23 protein-coding genes are annotated in these 26,858 nt (G+C 71.3%); 7 read left to right on the top strand and 16 right to left on the bottom strand.

Annotated elements, in window-relative coordinates; all coding sequences use genetic code 11:
- Nucleotides 1-4 precede the first annotated feature (4 nt).
- Genes AB0B86_RS17185 through AB0B86_RS17165 form a run of 5 tightly spaced genes read right to left on the bottom strand, consistent with a single transcriptional unit; the run spans nucleotide 5 to nucleotide 4,672 of the window.
- Nucleotides 5-1,114 (bottom strand): branched-chain amino acid ABC transporter permease, encoded by a 1,110-nt coding sequence (locus AB0B86_RS17185; protein WP_357406602.1) that lies wholly within the window; start codon nucleotides 1,112-1,114, stop codon nucleotides 5-7.
- Complete coding sequence (locus AB0B86_RS17180; protein WP_357406604.1) at nucleotides 1,111-2,001, bottom strand: branched-chain amino acid ABC transporter permease; 891 nt, start codon at nucleotides 1,999-2,001, stop codon at nucleotides 1,111-1,113. Before AB0B86_RS17180 ends, AB0B86_RS17185 begins: the two co-directional genes overlap by 4 nt.
- Nucleotides 2,001-2,726 (bottom strand): ABC transporter ATP-binding protein, encoded by a 726-nt coding sequence (locus AB0B86_RS17175; RefSeq protein ID WP_357406606.1) that lies wholly within the window; start codon nucleotides 2,724-2,726, stop codon nucleotides 2,001-2,003. Before AB0B86_RS17175 ends, AB0B86_RS17180 begins: the two co-directional genes overlap by 1 nt.
- Nucleotides 2,726-3,469, bottom strand: coding sequence for an ABC transporter ATP-binding protein (locus AB0B86_RS17170; RefSeq protein ID WP_357406608.1), 744 nt, complete (start codon nucleotides 3,467-3,469; stop codon nucleotides 2,726-2,728). Before AB0B86_RS17170 ends, AB0B86_RS17175 begins: the two co-directional genes overlap by 1 nt.
- A 3-nt stretch (nucleotides 3,470-3,472) precedes the next feature.
- Nucleotides 3,473-4,672 carry a substrate-binding domain-containing protein gene (locus tag AB0B86_RS17165; RefSeq protein WP_357406610.1) on the bottom strand — a complete coding sequence of 400 codons (1,200 nt, stop codon included), beginning with the start codon at nucleotides 4,670-4,672 and terminating at the stop codon, nucleotides 3,473-3,475.
- A gap of 708 nt (nucleotides 4,673-5,380) precedes the next feature.
- Between AB0B86_RS17165 and AB0B86_RS17160 the strand changes: the two genes are divergently transcribed.
- Together AB0B86_RS17160 and AB0B86_RS17155 are read left to right on the top strand one after the other, a co-directional pair.
- Complete coding sequence (locus AB0B86_RS17160) at nucleotides 5,381-6,715, top strand: potassium transporter TrkG (RefSeq protein WP_357406612.1); 1,335 nt, start codon at nucleotides 5,381-5,383, stop codon at nucleotides 6,713-6,715.
- A gap of 17 nt (nucleotides 6,716-6,732) precedes the next feature.
- Nucleotides 6,733-7,401: a TrkA family potassium uptake protein gene (locus tag AB0B86_RS17155; RefSeq protein WP_357406614.1), complete on the top strand. Its 669-nt coding sequence runs from the start codon at nucleotides 6,733-6,735 to the stop codon at nucleotides 7,399-7,401.
- 41 nt (nucleotides 7,402-7,442) lie between these two features.
- Here AB0B86_RS17155 and AB0B86_RS17150 read toward each other — a convergent pair whose 3' ends face one another.
- From AB0B86_RS17150 to AB0B86_RS17120, 7 genes are all read right to left on the bottom strand, one after another.
- On the bottom strand, nucleotides 7,443-9,095 hold the full coding sequence (locus AB0B86_RS17150) for a serine/threonine-protein kinase (RefSeq protein WP_357406616.1): 1,653 nt from the start codon (nucleotides 9,093-9,095) through the stop codon (nucleotides 7,443-7,445).
- Between the two features lie 71 nt (nucleotides 9,096-9,166).
- On the bottom strand, nucleotides 9,167-10,729 hold the full coding sequence (locus AB0B86_RS17145) for a fused MFS/spermidine synthase (RefSeq protein ID WP_357406618.1): 1,563 nt from the start codon (nucleotides 10,727-10,729) through the stop codon (nucleotides 9,167-9,169).
- 36 nt (nucleotides 10,730-10,765) lie between these two features.
- A complete protein-coding gene (locus AB0B86_RS17140; protein ID WP_357406620.1) occupies nucleotides 10,766-11,782 on the bottom strand; it encodes a hypothetical protein in 1,017 nt (338 codons plus the stop codon).
- A gap of 192 nt (nucleotides 11,783-11,974) precedes the next feature.
- Complete coding sequence (locus tag AB0B86_RS17135; RefSeq protein ID WP_357406622.1) at nucleotides 11,975-12,784, bottom strand: inositol monophosphatase family protein; 810 nt, start codon at nucleotides 12,782-12,784, stop codon at nucleotides 11,975-11,977.
- Nucleotides 12,777-13,229, bottom strand: coding sequence for a response regulator (locus tag AB0B86_RS17130; protein WP_357406624.1), 453 nt, complete (start codon nucleotides 13,227-13,229; stop codon nucleotides 12,777-12,779). The genes AB0B86_RS17135 and AB0B86_RS17130 overlap by 8 nt, the downstream gene beginning before the upstream one ends.
- Complete coding sequence (locus AB0B86_RS17125; RefSeq protein ID WP_357418530.1) at nucleotides 13,226-14,959, bottom strand: ATP-binding protein; 1,734 nt, start codon at nucleotides 14,957-14,959, stop codon at nucleotides 13,226-13,228. The genes AB0B86_RS17130 and AB0B86_RS17125 overlap by 4 nt, the downstream gene beginning before the upstream one ends.
- Nucleotides 14,956-16,155, bottom strand: a complete 1,200-nt coding sequence (locus tag AB0B86_RS17120) for a fused response regulator/phosphatase (protein WP_357406628.1) — start codon at nucleotides 16,153-16,155, stop codon at nucleotides 14,956-14,958. The genes AB0B86_RS17125 and AB0B86_RS17120 overlap by 4 nt, the downstream gene beginning before the upstream one ends.
- Nucleotides 16,156-16,546: 391 nt before the next feature.
- Here AB0B86_RS17120 and AB0B86_RS17115 point away from each other — a divergent pair, with 391 nt between their 5' ends.
- The 3 genes from AB0B86_RS17115 (at nucleotide 16,547) to AB0B86_RS17105 (ending at nucleotide 21,849) form a co-directional block, all read left to right on the top strand.
- Complete coding sequence (locus AB0B86_RS17115) at nucleotides 16,547-18,892, top strand: M28 family peptidase (protein WP_357418607.1); 2,346 nt, start codon at nucleotides 16,547-16,549, stop codon at nucleotides 18,890-18,892.
- A gap of 188 nt (nucleotides 18,893-19,080) precedes the next feature.
- Nucleotides 19,081-21,264 (top strand): tetratricopeptide repeat protein, encoded by a 2,184-nt coding sequence (locus tag AB0B86_RS17110; RefSeq protein WP_357418527.1) that lies wholly within the window; start codon nucleotides 19,081-19,083, stop codon nucleotides 21,262-21,264.
- A 249-nt stretch (nucleotides 21,265-21,513) separates the two neighbouring features.
- Nucleotides 21,514-21,849 carry a hypothetical protein gene (locus AB0B86_RS17105; protein WP_357418525.1) on the top strand — a complete coding sequence of 112 codons (336 nt, stop codon included), beginning with the start codon at nucleotides 21,514-21,516 and terminating at the stop codon, nucleotides 21,847-21,849.
- An 11-nt stretch (nucleotides 21,850-21,860) separates the two neighbouring features.
- On the opposite strand, the gene AB0B86_RS17100 is transcribed toward AB0B86_RS17105, so the two are convergent.
- The 4 genes from AB0B86_RS17100 to AB0B86_RS17085 form a co-directional block, all read right to left on the bottom strand.
- On the bottom strand, nucleotides 21,861-22,739 hold the full coding sequence (locus AB0B86_RS17100; protein ID WP_357418523.1) for a hypothetical protein: 879 nt from the start codon (nucleotides 22,737-22,739) through the stop codon (nucleotides 21,861-21,863).
- Nucleotides 22,740-22,961: 222 nt separating this feature from the next.
- Nucleotides 22,962-23,216, bottom strand: a complete 255-nt coding sequence (locus tag AB0B86_RS17095; protein WP_007465523.1) for a Smr/MutS family protein — start codon at nucleotides 23,214-23,216, stop codon at nucleotides 22,962-22,964.
- 121 nt (nucleotides 23,217-23,337) lie between these two features.
- Complete coding sequence (locus AB0B86_RS17090; RefSeq protein ID WP_357406636.1) at nucleotides 23,338-23,706, bottom strand: tetratricopeptide repeat protein; 369 nt, start codon at nucleotides 23,704-23,706, stop codon at nucleotides 23,338-23,340.
- 89 nt (nucleotides 23,707-23,795) lie between these two features.
- Complete coding sequence (locus tag AB0B86_RS17085; RefSeq protein ID WP_357406638.1) at nucleotides 23,796-24,566, bottom strand: ROK family protein; 771 nt, start codon at nucleotides 24,564-24,566, stop codon at nucleotides 23,796-23,798.
- Nucleotides 24,567-24,628: 62 nt separating this feature from the next.
- Between AB0B86_RS17085 and AB0B86_RS17080 the strand changes: the two genes are divergently transcribed.
- On the top strand, nucleotides 24,629-26,266 hold the full coding sequence (locus AB0B86_RS17080) for an ABC-F family ATP-binding cassette domain-containing protein (protein ID WP_357406640.1): 1,638 nt from the start codon (nucleotides 24,629-24,631) through the stop codon (nucleotides 26,264-26,266).
- A 38-nt stretch (nucleotides 26,267-26,304) separates the two neighbouring features.
- Nucleotides 26,305-26,613, top strand: coding sequence for a hypothetical protein (locus AB0B86_RS17075; RefSeq protein WP_124822832.1), 309 nt, complete (start codon nucleotides 26,305-26,307; stop codon nucleotides 26,611-26,613).
- Nucleotides 26,614-26,858 lie beyond the last annotated feature (245 nt).

Genomic DNA, 26,858 nt, shown 5'->3' with positions numbered 1-26,858 from the left:
GGGGTCAGCGTGGGGGGCGGGGGCGGAGGGATCGGGTTAGAGCGGTTAGGCGGGGGGCGAGGCTTGTCAGGCCTCCGGGGAAGAAGTAGACGGCCAGGATGAACACCGTGCCCAGGACGAAGAGGGGCTGGCTCAGCGGGTGGCTGAGGACGGCCGGCAGGTTGTCTACCGCGTCGCTCGTGCCGAAAGCGGTGAGCCGGTGGTCCAGGTACATGTAGAGGACGCCGCCGAGCACCGGCCCCCAGCGGGTGCCTGGGCCGCCGAGCACCACCATGACCAGCAGCGACAGGGTCAGCTCGGAGGACGTGATGTGCGGCGACGCACCGCCGACGATCAGGACGTAGACCACCCCACCGGCCGAGGCCAGCCCGCCGGCCAGGGTGAACGCCACAAGCTTGTAGCGGTACGGGTCCAGCCCGAGCACGCCGATCCGCCGCTCGTCGTCGCGCAGCCCGGCGAGCACCCGCCCGGTCGGCGACCCGCTGACCCGGTGCACCACGAAGACCACCACGGTCAGGTACGCCAGCGCCAGCCAGTACAGGTTGACGGTGTTGGTCACCCCGACCAGCCCGGCGGGCAGCCCGGACACGTCAAGCGGCAGGCCCTCCTCGCCACCGGTGAGCCCGCCGAAGTCCCGGGCCACCAGGATCGCCCCGACCTGCGCGAAAGCGAGGGTCACCATGGCGAACGCGATGCCCACGGTCCGCAGCGCCACAGCGCCGAGCAGCGCCGCGAGGATCGTGCCGCCGGTGACGGTCAACAGGGCTGCCTGCCACAGCGGCAGACCGGCCCGGGTGATCAGGATGTCGGTGCCGTAGACCCCGGCGGCGAAGTACAGGGCGTGCCCGAAGGAGAGCATCCCGGTCCGGCCGAAGAGCAGGTCGTACCCGGCGGCCAGGCCGCCGAAGATCAGGCAGATGGCGAGCAGTTGCAGGGTGCCCGGCGAGTTGACCGGCCCCTCGAAGATCCCCGGCAGGGAGACCGTCGAGTACGGCAGGATCGCCAGCACGACGAGCGCGACAAGCGGCAGGAACGGGCGTACCCGGTGCCACCGCCCGCGCTGCGGGGTCAGCTCGTCGGGCACCTGCGCGGGAGGAGCGTCGATCACCGTCATGCCGTTGCCACCTTTCCGGCGATGCCCTGCGGGCGCAGCAGCAGCACCACGGCCAGCAGCCCGACCACGCAGATGTCGCCCAGCCCGGACGTGCCGTAGTAGTTGACGAACTGCTGCACCAGCCCGACCACGACCGCCGCGTACGCGGAGCCGACCACCGAACCCATCCCACCGATCACCACCACGATGAACGCGAAGATCAGCAGTGAGCTGCCCTGACCGGGCGAGACGGTGCCGAAGTAGACCCCGCCGAGCGCCCCGGCGAGCGCCGCAGCGGCCCCACCGATCGCGAAGACCAACGTGAACGCCTTGCGCACGTCGATGCCGAGCGCTGTCACCATCTCCCGGTTCTCCACCCCGGCCCGGATCACCAGGCCGTACCGGGTCCAGCGCAGGAACGCCAGGATCGCGCCGAGCACCAGCACCGCCGCGACGATCAGCAGCAGTCCCCCGTTCGGCACCTGCGCCCCGAGGATCCCGGTCACCTGCCGGGTCCACTCCGGACGCGGGAACGGCCGAGCGTCCGCGCCCCAGGTGGCCTGCAACAACGCCACGCCGGCCAGGGACAGGCCGACGGTGACGAGCACCTGCTCGATGGTGCGGGAGTAGAGCGGACGGATCAGCACCAGCTCGACCAGGATCGCGACAAGCGTGCCGGCGGCCACTCCGAAGGCGACAGCGAGCACGAAACCGAACCCGTCGGAGCCCGCGCCCGGCAGGTTGCCCGCCGCCCACCAGGTGCCGTACGCGCCGACGCCGAGGAACAGCCCGTGCGCGAAGTTGAGCACGTCGGCCAGGCCGAAGACCAGGGACAGGCCGGACGCGACGAGGAAGTACAGCGCCGCCAGGCCCAGCCCGGTCAACGTCAACAGGATCACGGTGCCCATCAGTGGTTCACCTCCGCCGAGCCGACACCGAGCAGCGACTTGGTGAGCGCCGTCTCCAACAACAGCTCGTGGGCGTCGCCGGTCCAGGCCACCTTGCCGGCGGCCAGCACCACAGCGTCGCGGGCCAGTCGGCGGACCACTGCCAGGTTCTGCTCGACGAGCAGCACCGGCACCGACTCCGCGACCCGTTCCAGCACCTCGGCCACCTCGGTCACCACCTTCGGCGCCAACCCCTTGGTCGGCTCGTCGATCAGCAGCAGCCGGTTGTCGTTGAGCAGCACCCGGCCGATCGCGAGCATCTGCTGCTGCCCGCCGGAGAGCGAGCCGGCCCGTTGCCGTCCGCGCCGGTCCAGCTCTGGGAAGAGCGCGAAAACCTTGTCGTACGCCGGGGTGGTGCCGCGCCGCTCGGCGAGCCGCAGGTTCTCGGCGACGGTGAGGCCGGCGAACACGCAGCGGTCCTCCGGCACGTAGCCGAGCCCACCGCGGACCAGCCGGTGCGTGGGCCGGGCCAGCAGGCTCTGCGCGCCCATCCGGATGCTGCCGCGGACCTCGCCGGCGGGCGGGGTGAGGCCGACGATCGCGCGCAGCGTGGTGGTCTTGCCGACGCCGTTGCGCCCGAGCAGGACTGTCACGCCGGTCGGCGCGACGGTGAAGGACACCCCTTGCAGGATGTGCAGCCCGGAGATCCGGACCGACAGGTCCTCCACACTGAGGATCGGTTCCATCAGAGCGACTCCCCCAGGTAGGCCTCTTGCACAGTGGGGTTCGCCATCACCGTCTCCGGGGTGTCGCAGGCCAGCAGCGCGCCGTGGTGCATGACGGCGATCCGGTCGGCCAGCTCCAGGATGACGTCCATGTGGTGTTCGACCATCAGCACCGCCCGGCCGCTGTCGCCGGTCAACGACTTGATGACGGCCACCAGTTCGGGCACGTCCTCGGCGCTGACCCCGGCCATCGGCTCGTCGAGCAGCATCACCCGCGGTTCACCGGCGAGCAGCAGCGCGATCTCCAACTTGCGCTTCTCCCCGTGGGCCAGGGTGCCGGCGAGTGCCGTACCCCGGTGGGCGAGGCCGACCCGGTCGAGCGCCGCGTCGGCGGCGGCGGCGACCTGCCGGTCGGCCGCCGCCCGCCGCCACAGTGCCATCGAGCCCCCGCGGTGCGCCTGCACGGCGAGCCGGACGTTCTCCCGCACGCTGAGCGAGCCGAAGACCGAGGAAGCCTGGAAGGTACGGCCCAGCCCGAGGCGGGCCCGCCGATGCGGCGGAAGCGCCCCGATGTCCTGCCCGTCCAGGACGACCCGGCCCTCCGTGGCCCGACGCAGGCCGGTGATCAGGTTGAACAGTGAGGTCTTGCCGGCGCCGTTCGGTCCGATCACGCCCAGGAACTCCCCGGGCGCGAGGTCGAGGTAGACGCTGTCGACGATGGCGACCTCACCGATCCGCCAGGTCAGACCGCGGGTGGCGAGCATCGGTCAGCCCTTCATCGCCACGGCCGGTGGCGCCGACTCGTCACCGGTGAGGCTCTTCTGTGCGGTCGCCGTGAACGCGGTGCCGCTGCCGGTCAGCTTTGCCTGGAACATCGGCTGGAGCAGTGCGTGGTCGGCGGCCCGGATGGTCATCTTGCCCTTGACCCCGTCGAAGCTCCAGCCCTCCAGTGCGGTGACCATCTTGTCGACGTCGTCCCCACCCTCCTGCACCGCGCGGACCACCATCTGGGCGGCGGCGAAGCCGTCCGGGTGGAACAGGTCGATGGTGCTGACCTTGGCCTTCAGCGCCTTGCTGGCCTCGGTGTCGGACGCACCGTCGAAGTAGTGCGACAGGAAGGAGATCTTCGTGCCGGCGGCACCGAAGGTCGGCCAGGACGAACGGATGTCCAGGCCCGTGACGACGGTGGTCGACGAGAGCACGCCCTGCTGGTCGAGGCTCTGCCACATGGCCGGGGCGGTGGTGCCCGCCCACGCCACGAAGAGCAGGTCCGGCTTGGCCGCCTTGATCTGGCTGGCGAACGGGGTGAACTCGGTGGCGCTGGCCGGGGCCCGGACGCTGCTCACCGTCGCGCCAGCTCCACCGATGACGGCTTTGACGGCGGCCTCGTTGGCGTCGCCGAACGCGCCGTCCTGGGCGAAGACCACCACCTTCTTGCCGGCCGGGTCGCCGATGAACGACTTGGCGGTCACCACGTCCTGGTAGGACTGCCGGCCGGAGCGGAACGTGTACTTGTTCGCGCCGGTCACCGCGTCGGTAGCAGCGGGTCCGCTGATGAACAGGACCTTGTTCTGCGCCGCGATCGGCGCGACCTGGAGCGCCACCCCGGAAGCGGTGGAACCGGCGATGATCTTCGTGCCCTTGCCGATCAGGTCCTTCGCGGCGGAGACCGCCTTGGCCGGGTCACCCGCGTCGTCGACCTCGGTCAGCTCGATCTTCCGGTCACCGACCTTGCCGGTGCCCTGGGTGGCGAAGTCCAACCCCGCCTTGAACCCTTCGATGTACTGCTTTCCGTAGCTGGCCAGGGCTCCCGACTGGGAGTACACCAGGCCGACCTTGACCGGCGCGGCCTTGTCGCCGCCGCCGGTGGCGGTGTCCTGCGGGCTACCACAGGCCGTGGCGGCCAACGCCGCAGCCATCATCGTGGCGGCGGAGAGGAACGCCCGCCGCGTGTGCCGGACCGTCATCGCGACTCCAGGTGAGGACAGGATGCTGTGTTGTCGGCTCACGCTAGAAGTGACGTCACCCACGGGCTATGTGGCCGAAACACACAAGTAACCGGAAGAGGGTGGCCCGGGGTTACAGCGGACCGCACTACCATCCTCTGCCCCGGCCTCCCGATGGCCGCAAGCGCCGCGGGTGGATCGACGGGTGTGTCGCCCTGAGCTATCCACCACCAGCAGCCGCAGGCCGTCGTGGTCCGCCGGCTGCGGGCACCGCCGCCGGCCCGCCGCCCCTCGCGGGTCGAGCAGGCGAAGATCGTCGCAACTTCCCTGATGGTGCTGCCTCGAGCCGCGCTTCGCCCCGTCGAGATCGTGCTCGATCGTGGATGTAGTGGCCTCCGGGGCGCGGCGAGGCCACTACTTCCTTGATCCAGCACGATCTTGCGGGTGGTCCCGTGGGGAGGGGGGCGGTCCGGCCCCAGCGTCGCAGACGCCGCTGGCCCGGCGTCCGGGGTGACGGACGCCGGGCCAGCGTGTGGGCCGGGCGTGATCGGCCCGGTGGGTCGACTCGGAGCGGGTCAGCTCCGCATCGCCGTCTCCTGTCGTCGGGGGAAAGCCGCTTCAGCGGACCGCCCCGGGTTGACCGGCAGTTGGTCGATGGCTGGCCGGGAGGTGAATCTCCGGAATGCGCGTTCCCCCTCCAGTGGGCGGGCGGAAAAGGAAGATTGTCTGGTGCGCCGGTTCTTCCGCAACCCCGTGCGGCTGGTGCCGTTCGCCTTCCTGGTGCCGATCCTGCTGGGCACCGGGCTGCTGATGACCCGCTGGTCGACCGTGGAGTACCAGCGCCCACCGCTGGTCGCGGCGCTCTTCACCGCCACCTCGGCCGTGTCGGTCACCGGTATGGCCGTCACCGACACCCCCAACTACTGGTCCGGCTGGGGCCTGCTGGTGATCACCCTGCTCACCCAGCTCGGCGGTCTCGGCATCCTCAGCGTCGCGGCGCTCGTCATCCTCGTGGTCTCGCGTCAGCTGGGGCTGCGCAACCGGCTGCTGGTGCAGGCCGAGACGGCGGAGTTCGGTGTCGGTGACGTGGCCCGGCTGCTACGCCGGATCGCCATCACCGTCTTCGCCTGCGAGGCGGTGATGACCGCGATTGTCGCCGGCCGGCTCTGGTGGGCGTACGACTACCCACCCGGCCGGGCGCTCTGGTCGGGCGTGTTCCATGCCATCCAGGCGTTCAACAACGGCGGTTTCGCGCTCTACACGGACGGGTTGCTCGCCTTCGACCGCGACCCGTGGGTGTCGCTGCCGCTGGCGTTCGGTGCCATCGTCGGCGGACTGGGGTTTCCCGCCCTGTTCGAGGCCGTGCGGGAGTGGCGCCGGCCGACGGGGTGGACGGTGGCCACCAAGCTGACCATCTGGGGCAGCGTCGCCCTGCTGCTGCTCGGCTTCGTCGGCCTGCTCGCCGCCGAGTGGACGAACGTCAGCACCATCGGCTCGTACGACCCGGGCGGCAAAATGCTCGCGTCGTTCACCCAGATCGCGTTGAGCCGTACCGGTGGCTTCAGCGTCCTGAACGTCGCCGACCTGCAGGAGGAGAGCTACCCGCTGTTGATCGTGTTGATGTTCATCGGCGGCGGCAGCGCCAGCACGGCCGGTGGGATCAAGGTGTCCACGTTCTTCCTGCTGGGGTTCACCATCTGGGCCGAACTGCGCGGCGAGCCCGACGTGACGGTCGGGCACCGCCGGGTGGCCACCGCCAGCCAGCGGCAGGCCGTCACCGTGGCGCTGCTCAGCGTCGCGCTGGTCACCGCCGGGACGATGCTCCTGCTGCTGCTCACCGAGGGCGTCCGGTTCGTCGCGGTCCTGTTCGAGGTGACATCCGCGTTCAGCACCACCGGGCTGACCATCGGTCTGGCCGGCGAACTGCCGGCCAGCGGCCAGGTGGTGCTGACGGTGCTGATGTTCATCGGCCGGGTCGGACCGCTCACCCTCGGGTCGGCGATCGCCCTGAACACCCGACACCGGCTCTACCGCTACCCGCAGGAACAACCAATTGTCGGCTGACGAGAAGGAGGGCCGAGGTGTCGGCGAAACGATCGGACGGCAGCGGCGTCGTGGTGATCGGACTGGGCCGGTTCGGCTGCCACCTGGCCGATGCTCTCACCCGGATGGACCGCGAGGTGTTGGCCATCGACCGCAACCCGGATCAGGTGCAGCGCTTCTCGGCCCAGCTCGACCGGGTGGTCCAGGCCGACGCGACCGAGGAGGGGTCGTTACGGCAACTCGGGATCACCGGCTTCGGGCGGGCGGTGGTGGCCATCGGAGCGTCGGTGGAGGCGAGCGTCCTCACCGTGCTGGCGTTGGTCGAGCTGGGGGTGCCGCAGATCTGGGCCCGGGCCACCTCGCAGAAACACGCCAAGATCCTGTCGTCGGTGGGGGCGCACCACGTGATCTTTCCCGAGGCGGAGGCCGGCGACCGGGTGGCGCACCTGATCGTCAGCCGGCTGCTCGACTTCATCGAGTTCGACGACGACTTCGCGATCGCCACCGTCCGGGTGCCGGAGTCGTTCGTCGGCCGCACCCTGCGCGACCTGCGCCCAGACGAGCGGGAGGGGGTCCGGGTGATCGGGGCGAAGGTGCCCGGCGAGCGGTTCCGGTACGCCTCGGACGACACCGCGCTGGCCGAGGGTGGGCTGCTGGTGGTGGAGGGTGGCATCAACCAGGTGCAACGGTTCGCGGGACGACGCTGACAGTCATCTCCTCGGCCCACCGTGGCGCGCCGCGGGGGCCGTCACCCTTTTCCCGGACCACCCGGCCCCTTGGCCTGGCCGGGCTTCGCGGGGCCCTTCGGCGGCTTCGGGGGCTTAGCCTTCGGTGCGCCACCGCCGGAGCCGCCGGGTGCTGTCGCCTTCTTCGGCGGGGTCTTCGTCGTGGTGGCCGCCGCCGTGCTCGGCGGGGCCGCGGCCGGCGTGCTGCCGGCGACCCCGGAGACCCGCACCCCGCAGGTCGCCTCGCCGAGCCGGAACTCCACAGGCAGCGGGTTCGCCCCGCTGTACGTCCCGCTGAGGGTGAGCTTCTCGACGGCACCGGGTGCCAGCACGGTGCCCTGCGCCACCGGCCGGATCACCACTGTGCTGCCCTGCTGGTACACCGGCGCGGGTTCCGACTTCGTCACCGTCTGCTGACCCGGGAAGCTGAAGCTCATCGCCCAGTCCCGCAACTCCCGGTCACCGGTGTTGGTGAGCGTGAGGTCCGCGGCGAAGTCGGTGCCGGAGTCCGTGCGCAGCGCGTACGCCACCTCGCACGGCACCTTCGTCGGCAGACCCATCCGCGCCTCGGTGGTCGGCCGGCCCTCGCCGCTGGCCGGCGTACGTGAGGTGAACCCCCACATGGCCCCGGTGACCGCGATCAGCCCCACGGCGGCCACCCCGGCCTCCACGCGCCGACGCCGGGTCACCCGCTGCCGGGCTCGCCGGTCCCGATTGCGGGTACGCGACAACGGCAACGCGTCGGTCGCCGCCGACCAGGGCAGGATGGTGGTCCGCGCACTGCCCAGCAGGGCCGGGTCCAGCGGTCCACCGGCCGGAGAAACCGGCACCGGCGCGAGCAGGCCGGCCGCGTCGGCGAGGATCCGGGTCAGCTCGGCGGTGGCCGGTCGGTCGGCGGGCCGCTTCGCCAGGCAGCGCCCCACCAGGTCGGTCACCTCGTCGGGCAGCCCTGCGACGGTGGGCATCGGCTCCGGTTCGTTGTACATGTGTGCGCGCAGCATCTGGGTGGTCGTGGTGGCCCGCCACGGCAGCCGGCCGGTGAGCATCCGGTAGAGCAGCAGCCCGACGGCGTACACGTCGGTGGCCGGGGACACCTGGCCGTTGTCCAACCGTTCCGGGGCGAGGTACGCGGGGGTGCCCAACAGCGCACCGTCCGGCCCCTTCTCGCTCTCCCCCACCAGCGCGGAGATGCCGAAGTCGACCACCTTGACCCCGGTGGACGTGAGCATGACGTTGCCCGGGGTCACGTCGCGGTGCACCACGCCCCGGGCGTGCGCGGTGGTGAGCGCCGAGCTGACCTCCGCGCCGATCGTCACCGCCTCCCGCCAGGGCAGCTGGCTCTCCCGGCCCAGTCGACTGGCCAGCGAGGTGCCGTCGACAAGCTCCATCACCACGTACGGCACGGTCAGCCCTACCTGCTCGGACTCGCCGTAGTCGTACACGTTGGTGATGTTGGGATGGCAGAGCCGGGCGGCGGCCTGCGCCTCGATCCGGATCCGGTGGCGGAACGCCCGGTCGCTGGCCAGCCTGGAGGCCAGCACCTTCACCGCGACCTGACGGCCGAGCACCTCGTCGTAGCCGCGCCACACCACCGACATGCCGCCCGCGCCGAGCTGCTCGATCAGTCGGTACCGCTCATCGAGGAGCTGCGCGCCGTTTCGGTCCCCACCACCCATGGTGACCGTTGTTGCCCAGGATCAACCGCCCTACACCTCAACGATCGGAATCGGTCAGGGCAGTCACCCGTTCAGGCGGTGGCCAGCAGTTGGTCCACCGGGGCGTAGTCGTCGGTGAGTATCAGGGCCGTGCCGACGAAGTCCGTCAACGCCGCGCCGGACAGCAGGCTGACCTTGGGATCCACCTCGCCCAGCCGGGTCCGGACCGCGTCCAGCGGCAGCGGCGCGTCGGAGCCGACGATGAGGAAGTTGGAGCCCTGCTCCTCGGCGAGCGCCTCCGGCGGCGCGATCAACGCGACGTACCGGAACTCGGCGGCCACGGTGGCCAGCTCGGCGCGGATGAACCGCAGCGGCGGGTAGTCGATGACGTTCTGCACGTACACCCCGCCGGGGCGGGTGACCCGGCGGACCTCGGCCACCATCTCCCGGGTGGCCAGGTGCCAGGGCACCACCAGGTGACCGAACGCGTCACCGACCACCAGGTCACGGCTGTCCGTCGGCTCGCCGCCGACGAGCATCCGGGCGTCGCCCACCACCGCCCGCAGCTCCGGCCCGGTCCGTACGCCCAGCTCCTTCTCGCCCAGCTCGACAAGCCCGCCGTCGATCTCGAACACCACGTTGTCGGTGCCCGGCCGGGTGGCGGTCAGGTAACGCGGCACGGTGAACCCGCCGCCGCCCAGGTGTAGTGCGTCGAGCCGTTGACCGGCCGGCGCGGCGACGTCGGCGACCGCGCCGATCCACTTCGTGTACGCGTACTCCAGGTGTTTCGGGTCGGCGAGGTCCACGTACGAGTGATGGGCCGAGTTGAGCAGCAGCGACCGGCCGGTGGGCCGGGCCGGATCGGTGGTGACCCGGGCGCAGTGGTACGCGGTTTCGATGTCGCACGGGTTCGGGGCAACGGTGCTGAGGCCGGCGCCGACCAGGCCGAGGACGGCCAGCGCGGCCCGGGTCCGGGCCGGACCGGGCAGTTCGGCGGGCTCCTGCCGGCGCAGGTACCAACCCAGACCGATGCCGACCAACCCGAGCGCCACCGCCAGGGCCAGCAGGATGACAGTGGTGCGCAGCGCGGCGACCAGCACGAAGCCGGTGAGCAGGGTGGCGGTGATGCCGCCCAGGGTGCCGATGCTGGAGAGCCGACCGACCACCTGGCCGGTGCGCCGCAGGTCGGCCAACTGGAGCTTCATCACCAACGGGGTGACCGCTGCCAACAGCGCGGCCGGTACGAACACGGCAAGCGCCACCAGCAGCAGGATCCCGCTGGCCGCGCCACCGCGCAGCACCTCACCGGCGTACCGGACGACGGGCAGGGTGACGGCGGTGGCGATGCCGGCCAGCACCAACGCCGGGGCCAGCAGGCCGCGCGGGTTACGCCGGTCGGCCAGCCAGCCGCCGGTCCACGCCCCGTAGGCGATAGCGGCGAGCGCGACACCGATCACCGAGCTGGTCACCTGGAGCGTCACCCCGACGTACGGGCCGACCAGGCGCAGCGCGACGGTCTCCAGCACCAGCACGGCACCACTGGAGAAGAAGACAAGGAAGGCGGCCAGGCCGTTGGGCAGCGCCCGGCCGGTGACCGGCACGGGCGGGGTCGCGGCGGCCGGCGGGGCAGCGACGTCGGGCGTTGGGGAACTCATCGTCGCGATGGTACGCAGCGAAGCTGGTGCCGAGGGTCAGTACAGCGATAGATGAACATGGTTCGTGTGGGACGCGGCCGGACTGCCGCTGCCGCTGTACGAACGCCACCCGGTGCCGGGATGCCAGATCTGCCGGTACCAGATCACGTAGAGCACGCCCAGCCGGTCGGCGTTGCGCACGTGCCAGGCGGCCAGGCTGTCGCCGTACGCCTTGTCGCCGCCTGTCGCGTTGCGATCCTCGAAGCCGTTGGTGGCCGCGGCGAAGTCGCAGGCCCGGCCCTTCGGGTGCTCGCCACCGCCACCCTCGCGCTTGCAGGAGACGTGCCGCTTGTAGCCGGCCGCCTGGGTCTGCTTGAGCGCGTTGAGGGTGCGCGGGGTGATGCAGCCGGAGGTGGTCGGGTCCTTCACTGAGCAGGACTCCGACGGCCAGGATCCGTCGGAGTTACGCGGGGCGGGCTTCGCCGAGGCGGAACTGCCCCCGCTGAAACCGTTGCTGCTGCCCGAGCTGACCTCGGCGAGCGCCGCCTCGGCCTCCTTCTTCTTCTTCGCCATCACGGCGAGCTGCTTCTGCTGCTCGCGGACCTCGGTGTCGATTGCCACCTTGGCCTGTTGGGCCTGCTGCCGGGCTTCGACGAGATCGCGCAACCGCTTGCTGTCCCGCTGGGCCATCAGGTCGAGGTCGCTTGCGCGTTCCAGGAACGCCTGCGGCGTGGCGGTGTTGAGCAGCATCGACGCCGGGCCGAGCCGGCCGATCCGGTAGGACTGTGCGGCGACCTCGCCAACCTGGGCGGTGAGCCCACCCAGGCGACCCTCGATCGCCGTCAACTCGCCGGTCAACGCGGTCTGGCGGCGCTTGGAGTTGTCGAGTTTTGCCTTGGCCTCGATGTGCCCCTTGGCTGTCGACTCCAACGCGTCCTGCAGCTTCTTGCTGCCACCCTCACCGGGCTCGGCGTACGCGGGCACTGCGGCACCGCCGAGCACCAGGGCGACGGCGGCGAGCAGAGTGAGCAGGGTGCGGCGACCGAGCCGCAGGTCGAGTCTGGTGCTGGGCACGAAAGCGTCCTTCCGTCGACCGCCGGCCCCCGCTTGACAACTGTGCGGCGGCGTCCCCGCCGGCGCCGGTCGGCGGCCTGCTGGCGGAGACCGCCGTCACGATACCGGACTGCGCGCCGGTGACCAGCCCTCTGCGACCCGGGACGCCCGGATGTCGACGGAGCGTCCCGGCACCGTCGCACAACGCCTGGATCAGGGGGCCAGCAGGGCGTCCCGCACCTCGGTCCAGACCTGCTCGTTCGCCGCGACGAGCAGCCCGCGGCCGTCGTCGGCGGGGTGGTAGTCGACGCCGTCGAAGCGGCGGGCGACGCCACCGGCCGCCCGGACCAGCACGCTGCCCGGGGCATGATCCCAGGGCAGGGTGCGCCAGAAGAGGGCGAACTGCTGCTCACCGGTGAGGATGTCCAGATATTCCCGACCGGCGCAGTGCTGACCGGGTAGCAACTCGCCGATCCGCCGACCACCGGCGCGGACCTGGTCGCGGGTTTCCGGTGGCAGGAACCGGGTCATCGCCGCGCCGCGTAGCCCGCCGCGCGGCGGCACCGGGATGGTGCCGTCCACCGGCTGGCCGTTGAGCAGGGTGCCGTCGTCCGCCCAGCCCGCGGCGAGGGTGTCGGCGAGCGGGTCGAGGATCCAGCCGGCTACCTGTCGTCCGTCGGTCAGCAACGACACCATCAGGGCGAACGGCCGGCGACCCGCGGCGAAGTTGGCGGTGCCGTCGACCGGGTCGACGAGCCAGACGTCACCGGCGTCGCGCAGGTGCCGCAGCAAGCCGGGGTCGTCGGCGACCCCCTCCTCACCTACCACCTCTGAGCCGGGTCGCAGTCGGCGCAACCCGGCCGAGAGCAGCTCCTCGGCCCGGCGGTCGGCGACGGTGACCACCTCACCGGGCGCCTTCTCCGACACGTCGGCGTCGTCGAGCTTGCGGAACAACGGCAGCACGACCTGGTCGGCGGCCTCCCGCAGCAGGTCGCCGACATCGTCGAGCAGGGTGTCAGCCACGCGGCGGCAGCTTGACCACGCTGACGAAGAACTCGTCGATCTGGCGGACCACCGAGATGAACCGCTCGAAGTCCACCGGCTTGGTCACGTAGGCGTTGGCGTGCAGCTGGTAGCTGCGCAGGATGTCCTCGTCAGCCTGCGAGGTGGTGAGCACCACCACCGGGATCCGGCGCAGCTCCGGGTCGTTCTTTATCTCCTCGAGCACCTCCCGGCCGTCGCGCCGGGGCAGGTTGAGGTCGAGCAGGATCAGGTCGGGCACCACCGCGTCCGCGTACTGGCCCTCCCGCCGCAGGTAGGCGAGCGCCTCGGCGCCGTCGGAGACGACGGTCAGCCGGTTGCGCAGCTTGTGCTCCTCGAACGCCTCCTGGGTCATCAGCACATCACCCGGATCGTCCTCGACCAGCAGGACCTCGATCGGGCTCTTGCCATCCGCAGGCGCGGTCATCCCACCGTCTCCCTCATGTCACCCGTTCTACCGCTTTCCGGCGACTCGTCGGCCCGGTCCGGCCGGTCCGACCCGTCGGACTGCTCGGCCGGCGCTGCCGCGGTCTCGTTCGAGGGCGTGGCGTCGCCCGCCGGCAGGTCCGGCGGCTGCTCCGACGAGTCGACGGCGGCAGTCGCCTCCAGGTCCGCCGGAAGCGCCGGCAGGGTGAACCGGATCGCCGTGCCCTCCGGCACGTCGGTGTCCACCCAGACCCGGCCCCCGTGATATTCGACGATCTTCTTGACGATTGCCAACCCGATGCCGGTGCCCGGGTACGCGTCCTTCGAGTGCAGCCGCTGGAAGATCACGAAGATCTTGTCGGCGAACTCCGGTTCGATTCCGATGCCGTTGTCCTGGCAGGTGATCTCCCACTCGCCGTCCACCAACCGGGCCGAGACGTGCACCTTGGGCGGCACCTCCGCCCGCCGGAACTTGATCGAGTTGCTGACCAGGTTGGCCAGCAGGTTGGTGAGCAGCGGTTCCTCACCGGAGATCACCGGCAGATCGGTCCAGGTCAGCTCGGCGTCGGCGTACTGCCGGGCGGCCTCGGTCTGGCCGGCCACGTCGCTCATCACCTTGTTGAGGTCGACCTCGACGAAGCCGGTGGTGAGCCGGCCGATCCGGGAGAACGCGAGCAGGTCGTTGATCAGACGTTGCATCCGCTGTGCGCCGTCCACCGCGAAGGCGATGTACTGGTCGGCCCGCTCGTCGAGCTGCCCGGCGTAGCGACGCTGGAGCAACTGGCAGAAGCTCGCCACCTTGCGCAACGGCTCCTGCAGGTCGTGCGAGGCCACGTACGCGAACTGCTCCAGATCCCGGTTGGACCGGGTCAACTCCTCGGCCTGCTTCTGCAACTGGCTGTTGACCCACTCGATCCGCTCGCGGGCAGCCCGCACCTCGGCCAGGTCGGCGGCGATCTTCTGGCGCATCGCGTCCACGTCGTCGCCGAGCTGGATGAACTCCGGCGGGCCGGTGGTGGCGATGCGGTGCTGGTAGTCACCCTCGGCGACCTCGCGAACCTGGACGGCCAGGCCGGTAAGCGGTCGGACCACCATCCGGTCCAGCGAGAGCAGCAGCACCGCGCCGGCCACGACCACCACCAGGGCGGCGACGATCAGCAGCACGACAAGCACGTTGCTGCTGGTGCGCACGTTGTCGGCGGTCTGCTCCCGGGCGGCCAGGACCTCCTCCTGGAGATCGTTCACCGCCATCCGCACCTCGTCGAACTGCTGCCGGGCCTGCTCGGTGACGAGTGCCTGGCCGGCGCTGGTGCCGTTGCGCTCGGTGGTGGTGATCACCGGCTCGGCCACCGACTGCCGCCACTGCGTGATGCGCTCCTCGACGGTCCGCAGCTCCTGGCTGATCTGTGGATAGTCGCCGAGCAGCGCCCGCATCGAGACGATGACGCTCTGTTCCTGGGCGAGCCCCTCCCGATAGGGGTTCAGGTCGTCCTGGTCACCGCTCACCGCGTACCCACGGATCGCCGTCTCCTGGTCAAGCAGCGCGTTGAGCAGCTCCTGGGACTGCACCCGCAGGGGGCCGGTCTCGTTCAGGACGGCGTCGATCTGGGTGCGGTTGCGGGCGGCCATCGCCGCCTCCGCGCCGGCCAGGGCGATCAGCAGCACCCCCACGACGGTGAGCAGCGTGATGACCCGGCGGCGCAGACTCCAGCCGCCGGCCACCGGCTTCACCGGCCACCACCCCGGCTCACCAGCAGCATGGCCACGTCGTCGGCCAGTGGACCACCGTTGAGCCGTTCGGCCCGGCCGACCAGCCAGGCCGGCAGCTCGGGCAGCGCCACCGAACGGTTGGCCGGCTCGTCGAGCAGGCCACTGAGCCCCGGCACGTCGAGGCGGTCGTTGCCCGCGTCCACCCGCCCCTCGATGAGGCCGTCGGTATACATCAGCAGGGACCAGTCATCGGTGTCGAACTCCAGGTCGTAGGCGATCGGCCGGCGGGGTCGTACGCCCAGCAGTCGGCCGCCGGGCGCGGGCACCGGGACGACCCGGCCGCCGGCGAGCAGCAGTGGTGGCGGGTGCCCGGCGAGTCGGACGGTGGCGCGGTTGGCGTCCAGGTCGAGCCTGGTGGTGGCCACCGTCGCGAAGATCTCCTGCAGGCGGCGCTCACTCATCAGCACCTGCTCGAGCGCGGGCAGCACCTCGTCGTCCGGCACTCCGGCGAGCACCAGGGCCCGCCAGGCCACCCGCAGCTCGACGCCGAGCGCGGCCTCGTCCACCCCGTGCCCGCAGACGTCGCCGACGATCAGGTCGAGACGGTCCGGACGGGTCTGCACGACGTCGAAGAAATCCCCGCCGATAAGCGCGGCGTGCCGGCCGGGCCGGTAGAAGGTGTGCACCGCCACCTGGTCGGTGGTCATCAGCGGTTGGGGCAGCAGGCCGCGCTCGAGGCGGGCCGACTCGGCCTGGCGCAGCTCGACCTCCCGCAGCCGGCGCGCGTTCTCGTCGGCGCGCTTGCGCTCCACCGCGTACCGCAGCGCCCGGGTCAGCAGCACCCCGTCGACCTGGCCCTTGACCAGGTAGTCCTGTGCGCCCTCGGCGACCGCCACGACACCCAGGTGCTCATCCGAGCGGCCGGTGAGCACGCACACCGCGGCGCCGCTGGACATCTCCAGCACCTGACGCAGCCCGTCCAGCCCCTGCGCGTCGGGCAGGCCCAGGTCGAGCAGGACGCAGTCGACGTCGTTGATCCGCTGCCGCGCCTCGCGCAGGCTGGTGGCGACCAGCAGGTCGATCATCGAGTTGGTCTCGGCGAGCAGCTCACCGACCAGGAAGGCGTCGCCCTCGTCGTCCTCCACCAGCAGCACCCGCAACCGTTCGCCAGGTGGCAGGTTGGCGTGCCGCGCCAGGCCACCGTGCGGGTACGGCACAACTGGGGATCCGGCCGAGCCGGACCCCCGGTGCGGCCGGGTCACCGCCGCGAGGCGCGGGAGTTCGCTGGTGATGTCGGCCTCCTTCCGAGTGCCCTGCTGATCCTGTATTAGACAACGGTCGCACACAACACGATGCCCACGGCACGGGCGGGCATGGGCCGCATCACTGCCCGCCCCGGGACAGACCAGGTGGGTGATCGACACCGGGCCGTACCGGCCATGCCGGCCGGGACGGCTGGGGGGCAGGATGATGCCACCCCAGGCCCCACCACCCCGAGGAGTTCCCGTGGGCGCACCCCCCACCCCGGCCACGACGGGCACACCGCCCCGTCCGACTCCCGGCGTACCCCCCGCGGATCGTGCGCTGACCCGGCCGCACCGGCGGCTCGTGGCCGCCGCGGCGGCGCTTGTGGCGCTTGCCGCCGTCGGCGCCGGCAGCCTGCTCGACCTGCGCACCCCGACACCGAAGCCGGCTGACTCGCCGGCGGGTGAGTTCAGCGCCGGCCGGGCGTACGAGGACGTCCAGATTATCGCCGCCCGGTCGCACGTCGCCGGCAGCGCGGCAAACGACCAGGTTCGCGCGCACCTTGAGCAGCAGTTGCGCGGGTTGGGCCTGGAGACCGAGGTGCAGGACACCGTGGCGCCGGAGGCCGGTCAGCTCAGCGGCGCGGCGGGCGGGGCGACACTGGCCCGCGTCCGCAACGTGGTGGCCCGGCTGCCCGGCACCGACTCGACCGGCCGGGTCTTCCTGGTCGCCCATTACGACTCGGTGCAGACCGGGCCGGGCGGCAACGACGACGCGGCCGGCACCTCGACCATCCTCGAGGTGGCCCGCGCGCTGACCACCGGCCCACGGCCCCGCAACGACATCGTCTTCGTGCTCACCGACGCGGAGGAGGCGTGCCTCTGCGGCGCGTCCGCGTTCGCCGCCAGCCATCCGCTGGCCGCCGACGGCGGGGTGGTGCTCAACCTGGAGGCGCGGGGCTCCACCGGCCCGGTGATCATGTTTGAGACGTCCCGGAACAACGCGAAGCTCGTGGACGTCTTCGGCCGGGCCGCGCCGCACCCGGTCGGCACCTCGTTCGCTGTGGAGATCTACCGGGCACTGCCCAACGACACCGACTTCACCGCGTTCCTGGACCAGAAGTTCGTCGGGCTGAACTCGGCGTACATCGACGGCGGGGCGATCTACCACACGCCGTTGGACACGCCTTCGGCGATGGACCGGGGCAGCCTCCAGCAGCACGGGGACAACGCGCTGGGCCTGGCCCGGGAGTTCGGCCGCACCGACCTGACCGACCTGCGTTCGGGGCACGACGCTACCTACTTCCCGGTCCCCGGCGGCCTGGTCCGCTACCCGGGCACGCTCACCCTGCCGCTGGCCCTGCTCGCGGTGGCCGCGGTGGTCGCGCTGGGCTGGCTGGTCCGTCGGCGGGGTCGGGCCAGCACCGGCCGGCTGGCCGCCGGCTTCGGGCTGGCCCTGCTGCCGATCGTGGTCGCGCCGGTCGCCGCGCAACTGCTCTGGCTGGCGATCACCACGATCCGACCGGGGTACGCGGAACTACTCGACCCGTACCGGCCGGTCTGGTACCGGTTGGCCATCGTGGCGCTGGCCGCTGCCGTCGTATTCGCCTGGTACGCGCTGCTGCGCCGCCGGATCGGCCCGGCCGCGCTGGCCGTGGGCGGGTTGGCCTGGCTGGCGCTGCTCGGGGTGCTGCTGGCCGTGGCGGTGCCCGGCGGGGCGTACCTCACCACGGTGCCGGCGCTCGCCGGCGCCCTCGGTGGGCTGGTCGCGCTGCGGACCCGGCAGACCGGGCCGTGGCCGGTGGTGGCGGTGACCGCCGCCGCGGCGGTCGGCGTGGTCATCCTCCTCCCCACTGTGGTGCTGCTCTTCCCCGCGCTGGGCATGGGCATGGGTGGGGTGGCCGCGCTCGTCGCGGTGCTGCTCGGGCTGACCGCGCTGCCGGTGGTCGACCTGCTGCACCCGCAGGCCGGCGGCCAGCGCGGCCTGCGGGCGTTGCGGGCCCGCCGGCTCGGCGTGCTGCCGGCGGCAGCCGCCGCCGTGGCGACGGTGGTGCTCGCCGGGGTCGGGCTGGGCGTCGACCGGTTCGACGCCGCCCATCCCGCGCCCACCCACCTGATGTACGCCCTGGACACCGACACGGGCGACGCGCAGTGGGTCACCCACGAGGAGAAGCTGCAACCGTGGACGGCCGAGCACGTCGACCCGGTCGCGCGGGAGTCGCTCCGCGAGCGGTTCCCCGTCCTGGGCGACGAGTCACTGCGGGTCGGCACGGCCCCGAACGCCAACCTGCCGGCACCGACAGTGCAACTGGTGTCGGACAGCACCTCCGGCGGTGAGCGCACGCTGCGGGTCCGGGTGGTGCCGCAGCGGACGGTACGCCTCGTGTCGTTGCACGTGGACGCGAAGACCGCCGAGGTGAAGCGGGCGGAGGTCGCCGGTCGGGCCGTACCGGTGGAGCGGCAGCCGACGGTCGAGGAGGCCGCGCTGGACCGGTGGGGGTTCGGGGTGGTCTTCCACGCCCCACCGCCCGAGGGCATCGAGGTGACCCTGACCGTGGTACCGCGGGCACCTCAGGTGTCGCTGCGGGTGCTGGACGCCAGCGACGGGCTGGACGGGTTGCCCGGATTCCGCCCCCGGCCGCCGGGCGTCGGTGTCGTCGGGTCGCACAGTTCCGAGATGCTCGCTGTCGCCCGCACGTATCCCTTCTGACCGGCCGGATGCTGGTTCGGCGGAGTGATTCCTCCGCCGAACCGGTCAGGTACGCAGAGATGTGCAAGCCGGTGCGGGATGGATACCCTTGCGCGTGACGTGGTGCGGGAACGATCCCTCCGACTGATGCCGAAACGACAGGAAGCTTCCGCAGGCCACCGCGATTTCGCCACCGAAGGGGGACCGCATTGACTGCGGACGCTCCACCCGAGGATGCCGGCGGACCCTGGCCACCCGCGTACGACCGGCCGGGTCGCGTCTCTGTCGACCCACCGCTCGGCCGGCTCGACAGCCCACTGCGCGGGCGTGACGACCTGCTCGACGAACTCATGCGGGCACCCGGAGCCGGTGCGGACCGGGCCTCGGTGCACGTGCTGTGGGGCATGGGTGGCTCCGGCAAGAGCCGGGTCGCGCTGGAGATCGCCCGCCGGGCCCGGGCTGACGGCCGGATGGTCTGGTGGGTGCCGGCGGGCCGGCTCAACTCCGGGATGCGGGAGGTGGCCAGCCAACTCGGCGCGTCGGAGACTCAGATCGACCGGGCCTGGGCCGGGATGTCAAGCGCGCCCGACCTGGTGTGGCGCTACCTCGACCAGGCCAGGCAACCCTGGTTGTTGATCCTCGACAGTGCGGATGAGCCGGCCACACTGGGGCCCGCCGACGGAGTGCTCGCCGACGGCACCGGCTGGCTGCGCCGCCCCGCGACCGAGGACGGCATGGTCGTCGTGACCACCCGGGACGGCAACCCGGCCACCTGGGGCACCTGGTCGACGCTGCACCAGGTGGCCGCGCTCGACGACGAGGCCGGCGCGCAGGTGTTGCTCGACCGGGCCGGGACGCCGGCCGGTGACCTGACCGACGCCCGGGAACTGGCCCGGAAACTGGGCGGGCTGCCGCTGGCGTTGCGGGCCGCCGGCGACTACCTGCGGTGGGTGCACGCCAGCCCGGTCTGGCGCGGCTCGTCCGCCATCACCACCTTCGCTGAGTACGGGGCCGCTGTGCGGCGGCCGCTGCTCGCCCCACTCGACGCCACCGACGTCGATCTCGACGAGTTGCTCGGCCTGGAGATCGTCCGCAACAACTACGACATCTCACTCGATCTGTTGGCTCGCCACGGCCTACACCACAGCCGGCCGCTGCTCAACGTGTTGGCCTGCCTGAGCCTCTCCCCGGTGCCCTACGAGGCGGTGCGCAAGCCGGCCATCCTGGCCGGGTCGCCGCTGTTCAAGGGGTTCACCGCTCCCGAGTCGGTCAAGACGCTGGAGGGCTTCGGCGACCTCGCCCTTGTCGACTTCGACGTCCGGCAGGACGTCCGCGACCCGACCTTCGCGCACGTGCTGTCGATGCAACCCATGGTGCGCGCCATGGTCCGCGACCGCGACGAGTTCCGTGAGCAGATCGCCGAGTACCACGGCCTGGTCGTGAAGCTGCTGCTCGCCGCCACCGAGGGGCAGGACCCGGACGACGGGGAGAGCTGGCCCAACTGGAACGTGCTGGCGCCACACGTGGTCGAGGTCGTCCGGGGATACCTGGTGCCACAGCGACACAAACACGACCCCGAGACGGTACGCCGCGCACTGGAGTTGACCCGGCTCGCCGCCCGCTACCTCATCGCGAACGGCCTCCCCGGATCCGCCTTCGACCTCCTGGAACCGGTGGTGCGGGATTGTGCCGCGTACGACCACGACCGGGACCATCCACAGGTGTTGGCGCTGCGCCACGAGTTGGGTCGTACCTGGCTGGAACGCAACCAGTCGGAGATGGCCGACCGGATGCTCAGCGACGTGATCACGGCCCGCACCCGGGTGCTGGGCAGTGGCGACGCCGACACCCTCGACAGCCGGCACCGGTTCGCAACGGCGATCTTGGCACAGCGGCGGTGGTCGGAGGCCGAGGCGGAGTTGCGGCAGATCGTCGCCGCTGAGGACCAGGTCCGCGGTCCGGAACACTGGGACACCATGTTCATGCGGCACAGCCTGGCGCTCGCGGTGCTCGCTCAGGACCGGGTGCCCGAGGCCGAGGCGATGATGCACACCCTCCTGGAGGTCTACTACCGGCGCTGGCCGCTCAACCAACCCGAAACCTGGCAGGCCCGGCACACGCTGGCCCGCTGCATGCAGGCGCAGGGCCGGCTCGTCGAGGCGGAAGCGGAACTGCGGGCCACCCTGGCCACCGTCGAGCCCCGGTACGCCGACCGCAACGAAGTGCTCGCCATCCGGGCCACCCTGGCCGTGGTGCTCCTGCTCGACGGACGGGTCGACCCGGCGATCGAGGCGTTCGACGAACTGCTGGCCGACCGACGACGGCTGCTCGGGGACACCCACCTGGACACCCTCCAGATCGAACACGCGCTGCGCCGGCTGCGCAGCGGCTGACGGGTAGGTGCGCTCCGCCGAGGAGCGATCGAGCGTCCTGGCGGCCAGAGTCTGAGTACCGGGACGGATGCGCGCCTGCGGGATCGACGATGTGCTTGCCGCATGCCGCGACACACAATCGACAGGCGACGGGCGCCCGATCCGGCCCGCTGGGGTCGGACAGGCATCAGGGCACTGCTTACCTGCCTCGCCGTGCTGCCTTGCACGGGATGCGCCCTCTCGGGCCACGAGAGAGCTCGGGATTCGGTAGTGGCGAGGGCCGAACAGATCGCCCACGAGACCGAGCCGTGGGCGACCGACTCACTCGGTCTGAGGGGCTGGAAAAGCAATCAGTCGGTGCTCGACCGCCTCGTCGCCGAAAGCGGAGGCGAACGGCTCACCGCCTCGGTGCACGATCCGGATGAGCACGGGGTGGGTCTGCTGGCCACGGTAGAGGTCACGATGGTGGGCCGCGCATCCGACGGCTGGCTGGCCGACGAAGAGATGTCCTACCAGATCTGCGTACGCTTCGAAGTTCGCCGGGAGACCAGTGGCCCCCGTGAGATCACTCCCACGCCCATCGACTGCCCAGCCGGGGTTCGATAAGCCCCGTCAACTCACGAAGGCGGGATTCGCCAAAGGGTCCAGGAGAGGGACCCATTCCGGATGTCGGCGGTGAACACGTCAGTTGCGACACCGAACACGGCCGCTGGCGACACCCGCGTTGTCGACACCTCCACGTCGCTCGTTTCAGCGGGCGGGTTCAGGCTGACCCATGCCACCGGGCTGAGCTCGCCGGAGCACAGCAACAGCCCGTGTTCGTAGGTGTCGAGCAGCACCCGCCGGTCGCTCAGGAAACATCCGTACAGGGTGAACGCGAAGTCGTCGATTGCCAGATCGTCAGCGTGCAGCCGAGCAAGGGGACGCTGGCTCGGCCATTCCAGGATGGATATCTCATTATCGAAACTGGGGTGAGGCATGAGCAGCAGGCGATCTCCGGACGGTGCGAAGCTCGCCGCGACCACGTTCTCGGCGACCGGCTCCACCTTGATCCTGTCCTCGAGCACCCGGACGACACAGATCAACGAGCCATCCTGACCCATCGCGGCATCCAGGACCACCGACCCGTCGTGCGGATGAGGCACAGTGGTCATGCTGGCGTCCACCGCATCGAGAACGGCCTGGTCCAGGACTTGTCCCGAACCTGGATCCACCAGGAACACCAGGTGTTCGCCCTTGATGTCGTACTCGCGGCCCTTGTATTCGAGCCGTTCGAGTGCCGGCGCGGTGACCAGCAAACGGCCGCCCGGCAGCAGCGTCGCGGTATCGGCTGCCGCGATCTCGACCGGGATTGGCCGGCCCGCCGCCATGATGATGACCCGACGGGTGTCGGTCACGACGACGGTTGCCAGGTCCGGACTAGCGGCAAGAAGCTTCGCTGTGGGTGGCACGTCCACGAACAGCTGCCGGATCGGCTGCAACTGCTCGTCCAGCACACTTACCGTTCGGTCGAGTAGGTGATATCTGACTACCGGCTCCAGCGAACATGGCGCAAGAACACGATCCAGTTGTAGATCCGGCAGTCGACGTACCCATTCCGCTTCGATCCGATGCACTAGATCATCCTGCCAACATCGGGGCAGGCTGTCATCCCGGCGTGATCATGGTTCGCCGATCTTGGCCGAGCCCTGAGACGCAGGTCAGGGCCTGGGCTGTCGCTATTTCCAGCGGAAGTGGACGAAGAGGCGGCCGAAGTTCTTCGAGTCCTTTTCCACGCGGTGGTAGAGCTGCTTGACGTCCTTCTGGTCGAGGAACCGCAGCACCCGCTTCTTGAGCTGCCCGGACCCCTTGCCAGGGATGATCTCGACGAGGGTGGCCTTCTTCGCCACCGCCTCGTCCATGATCCCGCGCAACGCCCTGTCGATGTCCTGCCCCTTGTTGAAGATCTCGTGCAGGTCCAGCTTGAGCTTCATGCCACAGCCCCCGCCCGGTCAGGTCCCATGCCCGCCATCCTAGGCACGCCCGGCGGCCCGCCCGCCCGACGACGAGGGGCGGCCCCGCAGGACCGCCCCTCGTCACGTCACCGGTGCACGCTCAGCGCGTGCCGCTGACCCGGGTCTCCACCCGATCCAGCGCGATCCGGTAGTCGTCGTTTGTCGCGTACATGGCGGCGGCGATCCGCAGGTGCCGCAGCGCGTCGGTGTGCCGGTTCAGCCGCTCAAGCGTCCGACCGAGCACGTGGTGCGCGTAGTGGTCGCTCGGGTCCCGGTCGACCAACTCCCGCAGGTGCTCCTCGGCCCGGCTGAGCTGGGCCGACTGGAAGTACGCGCGAGCCAGCAGCTGTCGAACCGCCGCGTTGCCGGGTTCGGCGTCGACGATCGGCTCCAGCAGTCGGGCCGCCGCGCTCGGGTCACCGGTTTCGAAGAACATGGTCGCCCGCCGGTAGTCCGCCAGAAGATCCATCTGCCCACCTCCTCGGGTCGCACCGTCACCTGTTCCGACGCTGGCACAACGTCAGGCGTTTGGCGACTGTTCCCGTCGTCGAAACCGGGTCAGGTTCGCGCGTCGCGGCGGATGGCGGCCAACTCCCAGGCGCGGACGCCACCGACGATTCCCGCCGTGTTCGGCACCACCACCACGTCGTCGCCCATCCTGGCCAGCTGCTCGGGCCGGATCAGTCGGGAGTTGCCGCCGCCCAGGTAGAGCCGGTCCCAGCGGAACACCGGGCGGAGCCCGTCGACCACCTGCCGGATCCGCCGGGACCAGAAGGCGTCGCCGAGCCGCCGCCGTTCCGGCTCGCCCACGTACGTGTCGTAGGTGGTGCCCCAGCGCACCGGCGCGTGCGACAGCTCCAGGTGCGGTGCGAGCACCCCGCCGTCGTAGAGGGCGCTGCCCAGCCCCGTCCCCAGGGTCAGCACCAGCTCGCAGCCGGTGCCGGCGACCACCCCGGCACCGTGCACCTCGGCGTCGTTGAGCACGAGCGCCGGCACCCCGAACGCGTCGGCAAGCGCGCCTCGCGCGTCCCAGCCGGACCACTCGGCGAGCAGATCCGGGTCGACCCGGCTGCGCGGCCCGCTGCGGGTCACGTAGTGGGGTGTGGCCACCACCACCCCGTGCCGGATCATCCCGGGTACGCCGACGGTCAGCCGGTCCGCCGCCGGCAGCCGCCCGCCCAGATCCAGCAGGGTCTGGACGAAGAGCGCGGGCGGCAACGGGTACGGCGTCGGCACCCGCAAGGGTCGGGCCCGCATCGTCCCCGCCTCGTCCAGCACGGACGCCTTGATGCCTCCGCCGCCGCAGTCGATCGCCAGTGTGGTCACCACGCCGTTGAGTCTGCCCGCTCCCGTCGGATCGTATGCCGGCAGCCGGATAGGCTCCCGTTCTGATGAGCGCCACGATGATCGTCAAGGACCTGGCCGCCGGGCACGGCGACCGCCCACTCTTCGCCGGGCTGGACCTGGTGGTGGCCCCCGGTGACGTGGTCGGCCTGGTCGGGCCGAACGGGGCCGGCAAGTCGACGCTGCTGCGTACCCTCGCCGGGTTGCTGCCGGTCGAGGCCGGCAGCGTGCGACTCAGCCCGCCCACGGCGAGCGTCGGGCACCTGCCGCAGGAGCCGGAGCGGCGGCCGGGCGAGACGGTACGCGACTTCCTGGCCCGCCGGACCGGGGTGACCGCCGCGCAGGCGGCGTTGGACGCGGCGACCGAGGCGCTGACCGCCGGGGCGGCGGGCGCCGACGACGCGTACGGCGACGCGCTTGAGCGCTGGCTCGCCCTCGGCGGCGCGGACCTGGACGAACGCGCCGAGCAGGTGAGCGCGGACCTGGGCCTGGCGGTGGACCTGGACCACCCGATGACCGGTTTGTCCGGCGGTCAGGCGGCTCGCGCCGGGCTGGCGTCGCTGCTGCTCAGCCGGTACGACGTGTTCCTGCTCGACGAGCCGACGAACGACCTGGACCTGGCGGGGTTGGAGCGGCTGGAGGAGTTCGTCACCGGGTTGCGCGCCGGCACGGTGCTGGTCAGCCACGACCGGGAGTTCCTCCTCCGCACGGTGACCCGGGTGCTGGAGCTGGACCTGCCGCAGCAGCAGGTCAACCACTACGGCGGCGGTTACGCCGCGTACCTGGAGGAGCGTGAGGTCGCGCGCCGACACGCCCGCGCCGACTTCGAGGAGTACGCCGACACCAAGGCCGGACTGGAGGCGCGGGCCCGCACCCAGCGCGGCTGGATGGAGAAGGGCGTGAAGAACGCCCGCCGCAAGGCCACCGACAACGACAAGATCGGTCGCAAGTTCCGCAGCGAGGCGAGCGAGAAGCAGGCCGCCAAGGCGAAGCAGACCGAACGGCTTATCGAACGGCTCGAGGTGGTCGAGGAGCCCCGCAAGGAGTGGGAGCTGCGGATGGAGATCGCCGCCGCGCCCCGCGCCGGCGCCGTGGTGGCCACGCTGCGCGGAGCTGTGGTACGCCGGGGCGACTTCACCCTCGGCCCGGTCGACCTCCAGATCGACTGGGCGGACCGGGTCGCGGTGACCGGGGCGAACGGCTCGGGCAAGTCGACGCTGCTGGCCGCGCTGCTCGGGCGGCTGCCGTTGGACGCCGGCACCGCCTCGCTCGGCCCCGGGGTGGTGGTCGGCGAGGTCGACCAGGCGCGCGGGCTGTTCCTCGGCGACGCGCCGCTTATCGACGCGTTCCACGCTGCCGTACCCCACATGTCGCCCGCCGACGCGCGGACACTGTTGGCGAAGTTCGGGCTGCGTGCGGCGCACGTGCCCCGACCGGCGGCCACGCTGTCCCCCGGTGAGCGCACCCGGGCCGCGCTGGCGCTGCTCCAGGGCCGCGGGGTCAACCTGCTGGTGCTCGACGAGCCCACGAACCACCTGGACCTGCCCGCCATCGAACAGCTCGAATCGGCACTGGCCAGCTACCCCGGAACGCTGCTGCTGGTCACGCACGACCGGCGGATGCTGGCCGCCATCGAGACCAACAGGCGACTGCGGGTCGACGGCGGGCGGATCGCCGAGGATTGATCCGTGCCCGTGGGCCGGCGCGGGGTGAGAATGACGCCATGCTCAAGTGGGAGTACGCCCTGCTGGTCCGCCGCCGCCAGGCGGCGACAAACGACCTCGGCTGGGAGGTCGTGTTCGTCTGGTACGGCCCGGACGGCTCGATGGTCGACGTGACGCCCTACGGTGACACCTCGCTGGCCCACCTCAACCGGGCCGGCGACCAGGGCTGGGAGTTGGTCGCGATGAGCGAGGACCCGTCCCTGCCCGGCAACCACGAGTTGCACCGCTACCACCTGAAGCGGCCGAAGCCGGCCGACCCGCCGCCCCGCCAGCGAATGCGTGGGGGCCGCCGTACCCTCTCCGGCTGACGTGCCGCCGCCGGGCCCCGGCGTGCCCTGTGCGCGCGGGGCCCAGCGGCGCGCCCTCCGGCTGGCCGCCCGCCGCCGCTGGGCCCCGGCATGTCCCTGATGAGCGCGATTCCGCTGTGGCATCTAGATGCCACAGCGGAATCAGCCTCGTTCTAGTCCTGGCCCCGCCGGGACCGGCGGTGCACGGCGACACACCGCACCGACACCGACCTGCCCGGGACGGCGCGACGGATCGCTCCGGAGAT

The organism is Micromonospora sp. NPDC049047, assembly GCF_040649135.1.
Lineage (GTDB): Bacteria > Actinomycetota > Actinomycetes > Mycobacteriales > Micromonosporaceae > Micromonospora.
Note: the sequence above shows the minus strand (reverse complement) of the source record. Positions and strands in the feature narration are given on the sequence as shown.

Excerpts from the sequence above, each read along its gene's own strand:
- AB0B86_RS17095 (WP_007465523.1), bottom strand. The coding sequence starts at position 23,216 with ATGAAGCTCAAGCTGGACCTGCACGAGATCTTCAACAAGGGGCAGGAC.
- AB0B86_RS17150 (WP_357406616.1), bottom strand. The coding sequence starts at position 9,095 with ATGGGTGGTGGGGACCGAAACGGCGCGCAGCTCCTCGATGAGCGGTAC.
- AB0B86_RS17090 (WP_357406636.1), bottom strand. The coding sequence starts at position 23,706 with ATGGATCTTCTGGCGGACTACCGGCGGGCGACCATGTTCTTCGAAACC.
- AB0B86_RS17145 (WP_357406618.1), bottom strand. The coding sequence starts at position 10,729 with ATGAGTTCCCCAACGCCCGACGTCGCTGCCCCGCCGGCCGCCGCGACC.
- AB0B86_RS17165 (WP_357406610.1), bottom strand. The coding sequence starts at position 4,672 with ATGACGGTCCGGCACACGCGGCGGGCGTTCCTCTCCGCCGCCACGATG.
- AB0B86_RS17180 (WP_357406604.1), bottom strand. The coding sequence starts at position 2,001 with ATGGGCACCGTGATCCTGTTGACGTTGACCGGGCTGGGCCTGGCGGCG.
- AB0B86_RS17185 (WP_357406602.1), bottom strand. The coding sequence starts at position 1,114 with ATGACGGTGATCGACGCTCCTCCCGCGCAGGTGCCCGACGAGCTGACC.
- AB0B86_RS17075 (WP_124822832.1), top strand. The coding sequence starts at position 26,305 with ATGCTCAAGTGGGAGTACGCCCTGCTGGTCCGCCGCCGCCAGGCGGCG.
- AB0B86_RS17080 (WP_357406640.1), top strand. The coding sequence starts at position 24,629 with ATGAGCGCCACGATGATCGTCAAGGACCTGGCCGCCGGGCACGGCGAC.
- AB0B86_RS17170 (WP_357406608.1), bottom strand. The coding sequence starts at position 3,469 with ATGCTCGCCACCCGCGGTCTGACCTGGCGGATCGGTGAGGTCGCCATC.
- AB0B86_RS17130 (WP_357406624.1), bottom strand. The coding sequence starts at position 13,229 with ATGACCGCGCCTGCGGATGGCAAGAGCCCGATCGAGGTCCTGCTGGTC.
- AB0B86_RS17175 (WP_357406606.1), bottom strand. The coding sequence starts at position 2,726 with ATGGAACCGATCCTCAGTGTGGAGGACCTGTCGGTCCGGATCTCCGGG.